Genomic DNA, 15,479 nt, shown 5'->3' on the forward strand with positions numbered 1-15,479 from the left:
AAATGTATTCCCAGATTTTCGAATTAGAAGATCAATTTATCTCTCCGTTTAAACCCCTGGATATTATTAAACGGAGCTGTGAATATTTTGGTTCGAGTTACGAGGGAAGAAAGGATGGAACAAAACATTTAATCGGGATTACCCACAAAGCTCCAATTGCCGTTGATCCAACAAGCTCTATTTTTTTCTTTCCAACATCTTCACCTGCACGACCTCAGTGCATGTGGCTGTCACATCATCATGTTAGTAAGTTTACTCGTGCAGATACGGGAATGACATCTGTTGTTTTTCGAAATCAGCAGCAGATTGAGATAGACATTTCCTATAGTTCATTTGGCAATCAAGTCATGAGGACTGCCCTCCTCAAAACGAAACTCTTGCAGCGTATAGAAGAAACAGAACGGCAGCAGTATTATTTAGTTTCAAGAAAAGGAATTGCAGAACAAAATGAAAGCGCTTCAAAATATTCTTTATTGAGATAGTTGACCGTATCCTTGGGTTGGGGACATTCTTCTGTTGCTCTGTTGAGAGCTTGTCTCCAAGACTCTTATTGTTCATAAAGCCTCTTCACTAAATAATAAGCCAATAATTCCTCTGTTTTATTTCGTAAGCGCGGGTTGAAATAGTTATGGTGCTCCTCGAAGCCTTTGTAGATAAAACTATACATAGTAAAGTCTTTGTCGCGTTTCATCTCGCTCACCTTAATATTTTCCTTCCGTAAAAAACTTCGTACAACAGTTAACTCCTGCTGAACTATTCTTAGAGCCTCTTCCACTAATTCTTGGTAGGGCTTTTTTAATTTGAAAGAACTCTTCTCAATAACCGCTAAATCTAGATTAAAGATCGTAATAACCATCGGAAGATAAATTGCCTTTTCAATCATATTCCGATCATGTTCTGGAATTCGGGTCATTGGTCAGGCTCCTTTCTTAGTTGACATTCAGGGTGTAACTATTCTATGTAAGGAATTAAAAAATAAGAACAAATGTTCTTTTTTATCGTAATCGATAACTCTTTTAGTTGCAAGCTGATATTCTTATTTTAAAAACGGGTTAGCTTTCCATTGATTTAGGGAAAATAAGCAGTATCTTAATAAAAGCAATTCTTGCAATTCAGTATATTGTTCGCTTACATTTAGATAAACAACTCAAAATTCAAGGATGATTGATGTCTGGGGAGAGAATTATGGATTTTAATGGCGTACAAGAGTGGCTAACATCTGAAAATATTTTAGAACTGATAAAAAAATACCGATCATTTGGACCGATTCCAGGTGTAGTATTACCAATGCTTGAAGCGTTTTTACCCTTCTTACCATTAGTCGTTTTTGTGGTTGCGAATGCCAGTGCTTTTGGTTTATGGTTAGGTTTTTTAGTTTCATGGATTGGTACTGTTACGGGTTCATTACTCGTTTTTCTTATCTTTCGTAATTATGGACAAAAAAAACTACTCCGATTCCTGAATAAGAATAAGCAAGTACAAAAGCTGATGGAGTGGGTGGATCGTCATGGGTTTGGTCCGTTATTTTTACTTCTTTGTTTTCCGTTTACGCCATCGGCAATTGTTAATATTGTTGCTGGGTTATCGAAAATCAGCCGCGGACAGTATGCATTAGCATTAATGGGCGGGAAATTGGTGATGATTTTTACAATTAGCTTTATTGGTTATGACGTTGTTTCGCTGATACATAAGCCCGTGCGTACTGCGATTATGGCAGGTATTATATTTATCCTGTGGCTGGTGGGAAAAAGAATTGAAGCAAGACTCAATAAAAGCATGAAGAGAGGGGACGGCTAATACTATCTAATAAAGTGATATTTGACGGAGGAAACTGAATGGAAGAGAAAAAGTCGTCCTTCAAGATTAGAAATATCCTCGCTGTCTTCATTATTTTCCTAGTAGTCCGTGCTTTTTTCTTTACTAATTATGTTGTTGATGGTCAATCGATGGAGCCGTATTTAGGGGAAGGGAATAAGCTGATTGTGGATCAGGTTGTCTACCAATTATCCTCCGTTAAGCGTTTTGATGTGATTGTTTTTCATGCAAATAGGAAGGATGATTATGTAAAACGGGTAATTGGAATCCCAGGAGATGTGATTTCCTATCAAGATGACAAATTAATTATAAATGAAAAGGAATTTTCGGAACCGTACTTAGAGAAAATCGAGCATCCTTTTCTTGGTCAGCATTTGACTGGTGATTTCACTTTGAAGGAACTAACTGGTGTAGAGAGGATTCCAAAGGGCAAGGTATTTGTCCTCGGTGATAATCGGCTGAAAAGTATGGATAGCCGTCACATCGGCCTTATATCAATTGATCGAATCATTGGGAAAGTAGATCTAAAATATTGGCCGCTTTTAGGGTCTTTCTAAAACAGCAAATGATATCGTTTAATTTTGAACCCAGTTGTGGGTTCTTTTTTTATTTTAGGAAAAGCAAAAACGTAAACAAGACCGCTTTCCTGCTTGTCAGGCGAACATACGATTGGTAAAAGCTGTGCCAAACCGGTAAAATAGAAGGCAAAGGACCAAAGTTAATTTCCAGAAATCCTGTCATAAAGCTGCTCGGATTTTCTGTTAAAATAGGGATAAAGATGTAGACGGAAGAAGGAGGCAAAAAGATGCCGCTCCAATTTTTAATAGGAAGATCGGGAACAGGAAAAACAACAAGGATTCTTGAGGATATTCGTGGAAAACTGCGAGAAGATCCGGCTGGAAATCCTATTATTTACCTTGTTCCGGATCAGATGACATTTTTGTCAGAATATAAATTAGTGAAAACGCCTGACCTTGGCGGGATGGTACGAGCACAGGTTTTTAGCTTCAGCCGTTTAGCTTGGCGAGTGCTTCAGGAAACAGGCGGAATGAATCGCCGGCATCTTGACAGCGTCGGCGTTACTATGTTGATTCGTAAGATTATGGAAGATAAAAAAGATGATTTAAAAATGTTTCGCCGTTCTGCGGATAAGCAGGGTTTTATAGCCCAAATGGATGAAATGCTGAAGGAGTTCAAACGTTATTGCATTGATCCCGAACAGGTGCGAATCTTTCACGATGAAACAGAAGAACTGCCTGAGGGTCTTCGTGATAAACTTCATGATTTGGATTTAATCTATCAGCAATTTGAGGAAGAATTGATTGGGAAGTATTTAGACTCGGAAGATTATTTTAAACTGCTTGTTGAAAAGATGGCAGACTCGTCATACTTAGCATCTGCGACCATTTATATGGATGGCTTTTATAGTCTCACACCACAGGAACTGTTGATTGTTGATGGACTGCTGAAGCATAGCCGCCATGTAACGGTATCGCTCACACTAGATCGGCCATTCAGACAGAATCCACCTGATGCACTTCACTTGTTCCGGCAGACGGGCTCTACTTATTACGACATTTACCAAAGTGCGCTGAAGCAGGGGATATCCATTGAGGAAGACATGGTGCTTGAAGCAGTAGGACGCTATACAGGAAGTCCTTCTTTGAAGCATCTTGAAACGAACTTTGCGGTAAGACCGGTGACAAAGTATCCGCTCGACGTTAAGGTCGCCATAACCCAAGCGGTGAATCGCCGGGCAGAAGTAGAAGGAGTAGCAAGGGATATTTTAAAACTTGTTCGCGATGGTGTTTACCGATGGAATGATATTGCCATCCTTGTTCGAAACGGTGAGTCTTATCATGATTTAATTGATACAGTTTTTAAAGATTATGAGATTCCTGTTTTTATCGATTCGAAGCGTTCGATGCTTAATCATCCGCTGCTTGAGCTTGTTCGCTCTACGCTTGAAATTATCGTGAGCAACTGGAGATATGAAACAGTGTTCAGAGCGATTAAAACGGAACTGTTGGCGCCCATTGGCCAAACGACGCCTTCTATCCGTGAACGAGTCGACCGTCTTGAGAATTATGTGTTGTCACGTGGAATAAAAGGAACAAGGTGGACGTCAAAGGACCGCTGGGGATACCGGAGAATTAGAGGGCTGGAGCTTGAGGAAAGATCACAGACGACAAAAGAGAAAGAACTTGAGAATGAGTTAAATGACCTTAAGGAAATGTTCACAGAACCGATTCTGACCCTATCCCGCCGCTTCAAGCGTGCTAGAACCGGCAGAGAATATTGTGAAGCCCTCTTTATATATTTAGAGGAGCTCCACATTCCAGAGAAGCTGGACAAGCTGAAGTTTGAAGCAGAAGAAGCAGGGGAATTGATACGAGCCCGCGAGCATGAACAGTCTTGGGATGCTGTAATCGATCTTCTAGATCAGTATGTTGAGATTCTTGGTGATGAAAAGATAGGACTGAAACAGTTTTCAACCATAATCGAGACGGGAATGGAATCCATGAAATTTTCCCTCGTTCCGCCCGCTATAGACCAAGTAATTGTTGCGAACCTTAATTTATCACGGATTGATGATGTCAGGGCAGCATTTGTCATTGGTCTAAATGAAGGCGTACTGCCAGGGAAAGTGACAGCTGAGGGCATCTTTTCAGACGGTGATCGGAATGCCCTGCTTGCTGACGGGTTGGAAGTTGCTCCAGGCTCGGGGCTTCGTCTGCTTGATGAAGAATTTACGGCTTACAAAGCGTTTACCACCCCTTCTGAGGCATTATATATGTCATACCCACTCGCAGATGAAGAAGGGAAATCGCTGTTGCCCTCTTCTTATATAAAACGTGTACGGGATTTGTTGGGTCAGGTAAATGAAGCGGTGTACACAAATGATCCTTCCGACTTTGATGCAGTAAGGCAAGTATCATTTGCTGCCAATTATAATGTAGCGCTGGCTTATTTAACTGCTCAGCTGCAGTTGTTAAAACGAGGGTACCCAATTGATGCCCTGTGGTGGGATGTTTACAATGCGTATATGAGAAATGATGAAATTAAGCCGCTTGCCATCAGGGTATTATCCAGCCTGTTTTATGAAAATAAAGCGAAGAAACTTTCAGAAGATACGAGTAAAAAACTATATGGAGAAAATATTCTAGCCAGCGTTTCACGGATGGAGATGTTCAATAGCTGTCCGTTCTCTCATTTTGCGGCTCATGGCTTGAAGCTTCAGGAGCGGAAGATTTACCGTCTTGATGCTCCGGATATTGGCGAAATGTTTCATGGTGCTTTGAAGATTATTTCGGATTATCTGCATGAAAACAAAATTTCTTGGTCTTCGTTAACGAAGGAACAATGTTTGCAGTTAGCACGATCAGCAATCGAACGGTTGGCGCCAAAGCTTCAAAATCAGATTCTTCTAAGCACAAACCGCCATCATTACTTAAAACGTAAATTGGAAGATGTCATTGGACGAGCTTCCATCGTGTTAAGTGAACAAGCAAAAGCAAGCGGATTTGCACCAATTGGACTTGAAGTGGCTTTTGGCAGTAAGGAAGAAATCCCGCCCTTAACGTTTTCACTCAAAAATGGTACTCAAATGGAGCTAGTAGGCCGGATTGATCGTGTAGATAAAGCGGAAGTTGACTCAGGAATTTATCTTCGTGTGCTTGATTATAAATCGAGTGACAAAGAGCTGAATATGAGTGAAGTCTATTATGGACTTGCTTTGCAAATGCTGACTTACCTTGATATTGTTGTCAGCCATTCAAAGACGCTGGTAGGTAAGGATGCGAAGCCTGCAGGTGTATTATATTTCCATGTTCACAATCCTGTCGTCAAAAGCAATAGTATGCTCAACTTGGATGAAATTGAAGAAGCGATGTTCAAAAGCTTTAAAATGAAAGGATTGGTATTAGGTAACCCTGACGTCATTCAATTAATGGATACAACGCTTGATTCTTCAGGGAAAACGACATCTGATATTGTCCCAGTTACGTTGAAAAAAGATGGGTCCCTTGGAGCCCGCTCAAAAGTCGCCAGTGATGGAGATTTTACACTCCTGCAAAACCATGTTCGAAACGTTTTTCAAAAAGCAGGCGATGAAATTGTTGACGGCAAGGTCGAGATTACACCCTACAAATTAAAAGAAAAAAAACCATGTACATTTTGTGCATATAAATCAGTCTGTCAGTTTGATGAGTCGTTAGAAGAGAACGAGTATAACGTACTGGTAAATAGAAAAGACGCAGATATCTTAGACATCCTTAAGAAGGGAGGGAATGATGATGAGTAAAACGATTATACCTGTAATGCCAGCGAGTGCGACTTGGACAGAAGACCAATGGAAAGCAATCTGGGCTAAGGATCAGGACATTCTTGTGGCTGCTGCGGCGGGCTCGGGGAAGACGGCTGTGCTCGTCAATCGAATCATCGAGAAAATCCTTTCAGAAGAGGATCCATTGAATGTGGATGAGCTCCTTGTCGTGACGTTTACGAACGCCTCAGCCGCAGAGATGAAACACAGAATTGGAGAAGCCCTTGAACAAGCGATTAAAGATAATCCAGATTCTCAACATTTGCGTAAACAAGTTAGTTTGATTCACAAAGCCTCCATTTCAACCCTGCACTCTTTTTGCTTAGACGTAATCCGGACCTATTATTATTTAACCGATGTAGATCCTGGGTTCCGAATTGCGGATTCTACAGAGGCAGAATTATTACGTGATGAAGTGATGGAAGAGTTATTTGAGGAACACTACGGTCAAAGTGATAACGAACGCTTCTTTAAACTTGTTGATGCCTATACAGGAGACCGAAATGATACAGCACTGCAGACAATCATTCGTTCCCTGCATAATTTTTCAAGGTCTCATCCCCACCCTGAGGCTTGGCTTGATCAAGCGGCAGCGATGTATGATTTGCCAGAAGAAACGAAAATTGATGATTTACCATTTATTAAAGAGCTGACTTTTGATACTTCCTTGCAGCTAGAAACCGCTCGATCTTTACTTAACCAGGCGCTTGAACTTTCTAAGCAGCCAGGAGGACCTGCGCCGCGAGCGGAGAATTTTATTGCTGACCTTACGATTATTGAGAGGCTGAAAAAAGCCCATCAGGAGTCTTGGGAAAGCATGTATGAAGCAATGCAGATGGACAACAGTTTTTCAAGAGCTAAAGCATGTAAGGGTGACTCCTTTGATAAAGAAATGGTCAAAACAGCTGATAACTATCGTAAAAAAGCGAAAAAGATTATTGATACATTAAAAATCGATTTGTTTTCCCGAAAGCCCGAACATTATCTAGAAGATATTCGCGGCTTAAAGGGGTATGTGGAAACACTCGTAGATTTAGTTAAACAGTTTGGTACGATGTTTCAAGCAGCCAAAGCGGAAAAGAACCTCGTTGATTTTTCAGATTTAGAGCATTATAGTTTAGCGATTTTAGCTGATACAGCAGAATTGGGCAGCCTCACGCCTTCAAAAGCGGCATTGGGTTATCGCAAACAGTTTAAAGAAGTACTTGTGGATGAATATCAGGATACAAATCTAGTTCAGGAATCAATTCTGAAGCTTGTAACAGCGGATGGGGAAAACAGCGGGAATCTTTTCATGGTTGGTGATGTTAAGCAGTCCATATATCGTTTCCGTTTGGCTGAACCGAATCTTTTTCTAGGAAAATATACTCGATTTACCCATGATGGCAGCGAAAGCGGTCTTCGAATCGACTTAAACCGTAATTTCCGCAGCCGGAGTGAGGTATTGTCAGGAACGAACTTCTTATTTAAACAGCTGATGGGCCTCACGGTTGGCGAAATTGAATATGATGAAGACGCTGAACTAAAAAAAGGGGCTTCCTATCCAGAGGATAAGTCGTATCCAATCGAGCTGACTTTAATTGATAACGCAAATGTGGATTCGAGCAGTTCCGTTGACGAATCAGGTGATGGAGATGAGTTCGGATTTGATGATGAAGAACTGGAAACAGCACAGTTAGAAGCTAGAATGATGGCAAAACTGATTAAACAAGCCATTAATGAGAAACAGCAGATTTATGATACAAAAGCAGGGATTTACCGGGCGATTACCTATCGTGATATGGTTGTCTTACTGCGGTCTATGCCATGGGCCCCGCAAATCATGGATGAGTTCAAAAAACAGGGAATCCCTGTTTATGCAAGTCTGTCAACCGGATATTTTGAAGCAAACGAAGTAAGAATCATGCTTTCACTGCTGAAAACGATTGATAATCCACAGCAGGATATTCCGCTAGTATCGGTGCTTCGTTCACCAATTGTCGGTCTTGATGAGGAAGAGCTGGCACAAGTCCGTTTATTTAATTCAAACACTTATTATGAGGCTATGGCTGATTATTACCGGAGAGCTGATCCAGAACAAAATCCAGTGCTGTATGAAAAAGTCTCCTTCTTTTATCGGAAATTAAACGAATGGAGACAGTTGTCACAGCAGACTGAGCTTTCAGATTTAATCTGGCAGTTATTTGGAGATACACGCTTTTATGATTTTGTGGGAGGTATGCCAGGAGGAAAGCAGCGACAAGCCAATTTACGGGCACTGTATGACCGAGCAAGGCAATACGAATCAAGCTCATTTCGTGGTTTATTCCGCTTTCTGCGTTTTATTGATCGCATGCAGGAGCGTGGAGATGACCTAGGTGCGGCGAGGACTCTTGGCGAACAGGAAGATGTTGTAAGAGTAATGACAATACATGCTTCAAAGGGGCTTGAATTCCCTGTCGTTTTCATTGCAGGTCTTGCTAGACAATTCAATCTAATGGACATCCGTAAATCTTATTTACTTGATAAAGAATATGGTTTTGCTTCTAAATATGTGGATCCTGAATTACGGATTACCTATCCTTCCTTGCCTCAAATCGCTTTTAAGAAAAAACAACAGCTAGAAACGATTGCTGAAGAAATGCGCGTCCTGTATGTCGCACTGACACGTGCCAAAGAAAAGCTGCACTTAATTGGTACGCTTAAGGATGCAGCGAAGACGTTAGAAAAATGGGCCGCATCCGGTCAACATGCTGATTGGCTTTTAAACGATCATGTTAGAGCAAACGCGAGGAGCTATCTAGACTGGATTGGTCCAGCAGTTCTGCGTCACCGTCACAGTGAAGCTATTAAGCTGGATCATGGGATCGCTTCTTTTCCGTTTACTGAAACGGCATCAGACCCATCAGAATGGGCGATACAAGTTGTCGCTGCGAGAGAACTGCAAATCGTTGAGGATGATGAAGAACTAACGCAAGAAGAACTTCTAGAGTATGTGAAAAAGGGTGATGAAATAGACATTGAGTCGCCATTTAGCGATCAAGTTTTCAAACAGCTTTCCTGGAAATATGACCACTTTGATGCATCCGTGCATCGTTCGAAGCAATCCGTTTCAGAGTTAAAACGTCAAAATGAACTAAAAGATGAAGCAAGTTCAATGGAGCTGCTGCATAAATTCAAGCGTCCAATTAGTACACGCCCACAGTTTATGCAGGAAACGTCGATAACCGCTGCTGAAAAAGGAACAATTACGCATTTAGTGATGCAGCATATTGATTTAGATAAAACCGTGACTAGGCCAGGCATACAGGAACTTATTGATGATCTGATTCACCGTGAACTGCTTACAGAGGAACAAAGCGTAAGCGTGGATCAAGACGTAGTTGCTGCCTTTTTCCAGCTTCCGATTGGACAACGACTGCAGAATGCAAAAACTGTCCGCAGAGAGGTTCCATTTACAATGGCAATGTCCGCGGCAGATGCCTACGCAGACTGGCAGAATGGTGATGATGAGATATTAGTACAGGGTGTCATCGACTGTATCTTTGAGGATGAGGATGGACTTGTATTATTGGATTATAAAACAGATAAAATTACAGGTCGCTTTGTTCATGGATTCGAAGGAGCAAAAGACATTCTTGCTGAGCGGTATCAAGTGCAGCTGCAGCTTTATACTCGTGCTATTGAAACGATCATGAAAAAGAAAGTGAAACACCGTTATTTGTTTTTCTTTGACGGCGGTCATTTACTTGAAATTGAATAAAAAAAGGACCAAATCGCTTGAGATTTGGTCCTTTTTATATGCTGTTTGAGCTAATTATTTCCGACAATCGGTTGATCTACACCGTTGACATCGAGGACGTTGTTTCCATTAATCCCACTGCCAGTGAAAATGAAAGCCCCTGTGTTGGATGATCCCGAGCCTTCAATAATTTTGGCACTGCTTTTTGGTGAGATGACGATGGTATCACCGAACTGCAAGACGCCGCCGCCGACATTTATCACCTGAACGGGTCCAATAATCGCTGGCATACTACCATTCCTTTCATTCTTAACTATCGTTAGGTTCAGCAGGAAGTCCTTCATTTATTTCATTGAGCTGCTCCTGTTTGTTTTGTTTGTAGGGCACCTGTCTGATGTGCATAATTCTTGATTCCATGGAGGAATGATTGATATTTCCAATTCCAATAATCGAGGAAAGCGTCGCACCTACGATGTTAATCTGGTTTACTTTAATAAATGGTTTACTTTGCTTGAAGGTCGTTTGTACGGGTTCGGTAATTGGTAAATAGACGGAAGGTAAATGAAAAATAGGGTAGTCAACACAATTTGCTTCTTCGCCATCGAAAACTGATTTGTAGCGCTGGAGCGCAAATGCTTTGGAAGAAGCGTCGGCATAACTGCAGTCGCCGATTTGCAGCAACGCACTGAAAGAAAGTACTTTTAAGGATAATGAGTTCACCTTTACTATTCTGCTGAGCATAGAGTTACCCTTTTGGGATAAAAGGGAATGTTGGTCCAATGATTAATGATTCTGGAGGGGTATCGAAGGCAGATGAAAGCTGGATTGTTTGAGCATCACCGATTAAGAATAATGATGAAGCAGACACACCTACTACCTCAATATGTTCAACACATAGTTCGCCATTAACAACGTGAAAATCCATTTAGTTGTTTCCTCCTGTCGTATTAGATGAAGATTGAATAAAGTTTCTGATGGACTGAGTGATATCACTTTTAATTCGTTCACTAATTTTTTCTTTTACTTGTTCTAGTAAATGGGGTGAACGTTCTGGCTGTGATGTTTGATCAAGATAAAGACTGACACGCTGGGAAAGTTGTTTTTCAATATCGCTTTTAATAAGCTGATGAAAAGATGGATCCAGGTTTTCGCGATGCTGCTCAGCTGTATCTTGAATTAGTTCATCCATTTCAGCAGCAATAGATGCCGAAAGGTCTTCAACAAACTGCTGTCGATTAGGGAATACATAAGGCTGCAGAGGGGGATTTGCAGAATTAATGGCAAGCTCCTCAATATTGCTTAGGTCGCTTGGATTTAGCCCGATATTTAGAGTACCTTCAAGCGTTTCGACCTTCAACTGGTCAAACTTATACTCAATTCTTTCAACATTCACTGCTGGTTTGTTTTGGAGTTCTGCTAGTTTGGTTTTCATGAGAGCCAGTTCATTTTCCAGCATTTTAATTCGATTGTCCTGAGTTTCTAAATATCTTTGCATTTGGACTGTATAGGAGTAGAAATCATTCTGCATCCGTATTCACCTCGCCTCTTATGCATGTATATCGATTCAGTATATGCTAGAACCAAATATAGGTGAATGCCTAAGTTAGCCAGTCGGCGGGAAGGGGACAAAGCTTTCTCCTTCGCTGTCTAGCTGTGGGGCTGGTTCAGTGTATCCGCCTGTATTAGACAAGGTCGAAAGAGCCTTAATTACCCCTGAACTGCCAATTTGAAAAACAGACGAATTTCCGATGCTGTTAATCTTTATCGTGTGGATATGAATGTTTTGTTGAATATTGAAGATCATACAATCCTCCTCCCTGTGTAATAGGGGGATTCCGCCTGCTATAAATTTAAAACAGTCGGCTGGTCAATGGCATCTGTATCGTTGGTATTGGTTGTGCTGGCGGCGTTATAGAGAGAAATCGTCTCGCCAGTATTAAATGACCCTGCACCTGCAAAGGTTTTAGAGGTTGCAAACGGAGATATTTTGAAAACATCACCAATATGAAAAACCCCGCTGCTTCCGACATTAATAACCTGGACTACTCCGACGATAGCTGGCATAGTAATTCACCCTTTAGTAAGAATTCCTAAGACCATTTTATGTTCAAGATCGATGAAGGTGATTAAACAGCCTATTCAAGATATTTCAGAATCTTCAAAGTAGTCAATGAATGTGATAAAATATAGTTGACACAAATAATCGAAGGAGTGATTACATGAAGGTCCCATTAGTACTGTCATCTTTTTTAGACAGAGCGGTTTCACTGTATGGAGAGAAAGAGGCCGTTTTTACTGAAGACAAAGTGTATACCTATGCTCAAATGAATAAGAGAGTGAACCAGCTTTCGGCAGGTCTAAGAAAACTCGGAATTAGTAAAGGTGACAGAGTAGCTTATTTGACACCAAATTCAGCTGAAATGCTTGAAGGTTTTTATGGAATCTTTCAACTTGGAGCCATTATGGTACCGCTTAATACGAGACTGACTCCGGAAGATTATTTATTTATTTTGAATCATAGTGAAGCAAAAGTACTGTTTATCGACCAGCTATTGTACCATCTGATCCAGCCAATTAAGGAAAATTTAGAATGTGTACATACGATCATCGTCCACCATCGAACTGATGAGATAAATGAAATCGATTACAATAACTGGCTGTCAGATTTGCCAGACAGCGAATTTGAACGGGAATCTGTAGATGAAGAGGATGTGTGTAGTCTTCTCTATACGAGTGGTACGACTGGAAATCCTAAGGGTGTGATGCTGACACACCGAAATAACTATCTTCATGCGCTCAGTGCAATGCATCATTTACGTGTTAGTGATAAAGATACCCTATTGCATGTTCTCCCGATGTTCCATGTGAATGGGTGGGGATCACCATTTTATTATACAGCGAATGGAGCTTCTCAAGTTTGTCTGCGAAAAACATCACCAGAAGCGATTTTTCATGCAATCGAGAAGCATAATGTAACGATTATACATATGGCACCAACCGTCTTAAATGCACTGCTGCAATATTATGATCAGTATACCCCGAGCGTCTCACGCAATGTCCGAGTAGTTATAGCAGGCTCGGCACCGCCTCCTGCATTTGTCTCCCGAGTTGAAAAAGAGCTTGGCTGGGAGTTTATTCAGGTGTATGGCATGACTGAATCATCACCGCTAAGTCTCATTTCGACAATCCGTTCGCAACACCTTGATTTACCTGAAGAGAAGATTTACCAAATGAAAGCTAAAGCAGGACATTCTATGATTGGCAGTGAAGTAAAAGTGGTCAATGAACATGGTGAGGAAGTAACCCATGATGGGAAGGAAATTGGCGAAATCATTACCAGAAGTCATGGTGTTATGAAAGGGTATTGGAAGAATGATGAAGCAACAATGGAATCCCTGCGTAATGGCTGGCTGCATACAGGAGACATGGGAGTTATAGATGAAAATGGAACGATAGAAATCGTAGATCGAAAGAAAGATATCATTATCTCTGGCGGTGAAAATATTTCTTCGATAGAAGTAGAGGGAATGCTATATGAACATCCAGCAATTCTTGAAGCGGCTGTAATTGCCGTACCACATGAGAAGTGGGGAGAGACACCACACGCATATATTGTTCGGAAAAATAATCAAGAGTTAACGGAAGCAGAGGTTATTGCCTTTACTCGCGAAAGACTTGCCCATTTTAAGGCTGTAACGGGTGTAAGCTTTGTAGAAGAACTGCCGAAGACTGCATCAGGTAAAATTCAAAAAGTTCAGCTTCGAAATGCCTACTGGGAACAACGAGGAATCACTGGTAAATTTGTAAACTAAGCTTGGGGGGAACTGTTCCCCCAAGCTTAGTTTAGAAAGATAACGTTGAATAGTATGATATCTTTAGAGAGAAAACCAGAATAAAGGAGTGCAGTAGTGAGTAACGCTATCCAACAAAATCGTATTGAAACCATTGATATTCTTCGCGGCTTTTCCATATTAGGTATTTTCCTAGTTAATATGCCGTCTTTTCATTCACCATTTATGGATATAGATCCCTTGACTTGGTGGAATCAAAATCCTGATCATATTTTATACATATTGGTTGATGTATTGGCTCAGGCAAGTTTTTATCCTCTGTTTGCTTTTTTATTTGGCTTTGGAGCCATTTTAATGGCTGATCGTAGTGCCGAACGTGGTCAATCATTTCCATCTCTTTTTTTTAGGCGGATGACGACCTTGTTAGTGATTGGCATTCTGCATGCCTTTTTGGTATGGCATGGTGATATTTTGATTACTTATGCTCTATTTGGCTTTTTCTTTTTACAGTTTTATAAATGGAGAGGGAAAACTTTGCTGATCTTCGGCTCGCTTATGTATATTCTGCCGTTTGCAGCTTTAAGTCTTATGATGCTGCTGATGGTGGCTACAGGAAACTCTTCATCCATTGAAACAAATTTTATTCAAGCTGAAGCCACTATGAATACTTACCAGAACGGTAGTTTCATGGAGATTACTGAGCAAAGAATAGCAGATTGGTATAAGGTGAATAATCTTGCGAGTGCATTGATTATCTTTTTCTCCATTTTCCCGCATTTTCTAATGGGTGCAGGAATCGCCAAACTTGGGTGGCTGCATAATCCGAAACTACACCAAAAAAAATTACTTTGGATAACTGCGATAGCCTTCCTAGCAGGCTTTTTTCTGAAAACTCTTCCTTACACGACGGAAGGAAACATGGCAGCAGATATGATACAGGATTTCCTTGGGGGACCCATCGTTTCATTTGCCTATATATTCCTCTTCACATTAGTGTTTCAAAACCAGAAATTGACGGAGATTTTTTCACCGATTGCTGCTGTCGGCAGGCTTTCAATCAGCAATTATCTGCTTCAATCGATTATAGCTACGTTGATTTTTTATTCATACGGCTTAGGTATATATGGTAAAATCTCCTTTACAACGGGTATCCTGTTCGTTTTCATCATCTATATCGGGCAAATGGTGCTTAGCCTGCTATGGGTGCGGTATTTTTATATCGGTCCAATCGAATATATCTGGAGATTCTTCACTTATGGAAAACGTCCATTATTTAAAAAATAAGTTTTCAGGGGGCTTTCATGAAGAGGGTAATCATTTTAGGCTGTTGCGGTTCAGGGAAATCAACGTTAGCACTAAAGTTGGCAGAAAAGATCAATAGTGAGGTCATCCATCTAGATACGCTATTCTGGAAGCCAGGCTGGGTACAGTCAAGTTCTGAGGAATTCATTATGCGTCAAGAAAGCCTGCTTACAGGTGATAAGTGGATAGTGGATGGAAATTATCATGGGACACTTGACCTTCGTCTAGAACCTGCAGATACCGTCATTTATCTTGATTTTCCCACATCGCTCTGCTTATACCGGATTGTAAAAAGAAGAGTGATGTATCAGGGCAAAACACGACCTGATATGGCGAGAGACTGCCCAGAGAAAATTGATCTTGAATTTTTTAATTATGTCCGAACTTTTAATCGAAAAAAAGCACCAGCGATAAAAAAGAGACTAAATAATCTTGAGGGTAAAAAGGTATATCTGTTTAAAAATAGCAGACAAGTTGAACAGTTTTTGCACCAAATCTAGTTATTATACTAAGGAGTGTATCGAAG

At 40.8% G+C, this 15,479-nt stretch carries 15 protein-coding genes; 8 read left to right on the top strand and 7 right to left on the bottom strand.

Features of this window, described 5'->3' with window-relative positions:
• Nucleotides 1-482 (top strand): competence protein ComK (locus WYK_RS18935; protein ID WP_051387710.1); only part of this gene is annotated, 482 nt, incomplete at its 5' end.
• Nucleotides 483-547: 65 nt separating this feature from the next.
• Here WYK_RS18935 and WYK_RS18940 read toward each other — a convergent pair.
• Nucleotides 548-913, bottom strand: coding sequence for a hypothetical protein (locus WYK_RS18940; protein WP_040376016.1), 366 nt, complete (start codon nucleotides 911-913; stop codon nucleotides 548-550).
• Nucleotides 914-1,185: 272 nt separating this feature from the next.
• Between WYK_RS18940 and WYK_RS18945 the strand changes: the two genes are divergently transcribed.
• The 4 genes from WYK_RS18945 to addA all read left to right on the top strand — a co-directional run bounded on the left by WYK_RS18945 (nucleotide 1,186) and on the right by addA (nucleotide 9,881).
• On the top strand, nucleotides 1,186-1,797 hold the full coding sequence (locus tag WYK_RS18945) for a TVP38/TMEM64 family protein (protein ID WP_040376017.1): 612 nt from the start codon (nucleotides 1,186-1,188) through the stop codon (nucleotides 1,795-1,797).
• Nucleotides 1,798-1,835: 38 nt separating this feature from the next.
• A complete protein-coding gene (gene lepB, locus WYK_RS18950; protein WP_040376018.1) occupies nucleotides 1,836-2,372 on the top strand; it encodes a signal peptidase I in 537 nt (178 codons plus the stop codon).
• Between the two features lie 248 nt (nucleotides 2,373-2,620).
• Nucleotides 2,621-6,118 (top strand): helicase-exonuclease AddAB subunit AddB, encoded by a 3,498-nt coding sequence (addB, locus tag WYK_RS18955; protein WP_040376019.1) that lies wholly within the window; start codon nucleotides 2,621-2,623, stop codon nucleotides 6,116-6,118.
• Nucleotides 6,111-9,881, top strand: coding sequence for a helicase-exonuclease AddAB subunit AddA (gene addA, locus WYK_RS18960; protein WP_040376020.1), 3,771 nt, complete (start codon nucleotides 6,111-6,113; stop codon nucleotides 9,879-9,881). Before addB ends, addA begins: the two co-directional genes overlap by 8 nt.
• A gap of 50 nt (nucleotides 9,882-9,931) precedes the next feature.
• Here the strand turns inward: addA and WYK_RS18965 are convergent, their stop codons facing one another.
• From WYK_RS18965 to WYK_RS18990, 6 genes are all read right to left on the bottom strand, one after another.
• A complete protein-coding gene (locus WYK_RS18965) occupies nucleotides 9,932-10,150 on the bottom strand; it encodes a spore germination protein (RefSeq protein WP_040376021.1) in 219 nt (72 codons plus the stop codon).
• Between the two features lie 19 nt (nucleotides 10,151-10,169).
• Nucleotides 10,170-10,601: a spore germination protein GerPE gene (locus WYK_RS18970; RefSeq protein WP_051387713.1), complete on the bottom strand. Its 432-nt coding sequence runs from the start codon at nucleotides 10,599-10,601 to the stop codon at nucleotides 10,170-10,172.
• 4 nt (nucleotides 10,602-10,605) lie between these two features.
• Nucleotides 10,606-10,785 (bottom strand): hypothetical protein, encoded by a 180-nt coding sequence (locus WYK_RS18975; protein WP_040376022.1) that lies wholly within the window; start codon nucleotides 10,783-10,785, stop codon nucleotides 10,606-10,608.
• Complete coding sequence (gene gerPC, locus WYK_RS18980) at nucleotides 10,786-11,388, bottom strand: spore germination protein GerPC (RefSeq protein WP_040376023.1); 603 nt, start codon at nucleotides 11,386-11,388, stop codon at nucleotides 10,786-10,788.
• A 75-nt stretch (nucleotides 11,389-11,463) separates the two neighbouring features.
• A complete protein-coding gene (locus tag WYK_RS18985) occupies nucleotides 11,464-11,664 on the bottom strand; it encodes a spore germination protein GerPB (RefSeq protein ID WP_040376024.1) in 201 nt (66 codons plus the stop codon).
• Between the two features lie 38 nt (nucleotides 11,665-11,702).
• On the bottom strand, nucleotides 11,703-11,924 hold the full coding sequence (locus WYK_RS18990) for a spore germination protein (RefSeq protein ID WP_040376025.1): 222 nt from the start codon (nucleotides 11,922-11,924) through the stop codon (nucleotides 11,703-11,705).
• 155 nt (nucleotides 11,925-12,079) lie between these two features.
• Here WYK_RS18990 and WYK_RS18995 point away from each other — a divergent pair, with 155 nt between their 5' ends.
• From WYK_RS18995 to WYK_RS19005, 3 genes are all read left to right on the top strand, one after another.
• The gene (locus WYK_RS18995) at nucleotides 12,080-13,672 is read left to right on the top strand and encodes a long-chain-fatty-acid--CoA ligase (RefSeq protein ID WP_040376026.1); all 1,593 of its coding nucleotides are present in this window, start codon (nucleotides 12,080-12,082) and stop codon (nucleotides 13,670-13,672) included.
• Nucleotides 13,673-13,768: 96 nt separating this feature from the next.
• A complete protein-coding gene (locus WYK_RS19000) occupies nucleotides 13,769-14,935 on the top strand; it encodes a DUF418 domain-containing protein (RefSeq protein ID WP_040376027.1) in 1,167 nt (388 codons plus the stop codon).
• 17 nt (nucleotides 14,936-14,952) lie between these two features.
• Nucleotides 14,953-15,453 carry a DNA topology modulation protein gene (locus tag WYK_RS19005; protein ID WP_040376028.1) on the top strand — a complete coding sequence of 167 codons (501 nt, stop codon included), beginning with the start codon at nucleotides 14,953-14,955 and terminating at the stop codon, nucleotides 15,451-15,453.
• The last annotated feature ends 26 nt before the right edge of the window (nucleotides 15,454-15,479 follow it).

The organism is Peribacillus psychrosaccharolyticus ATCC 23296 (assembly GCF_000305495.1).
GTDB lineage: Bacteria > Bacillota > Bacilli > Bacillales > DSM-1321 > Peribacillus > Peribacillus psychrosaccharolyticus.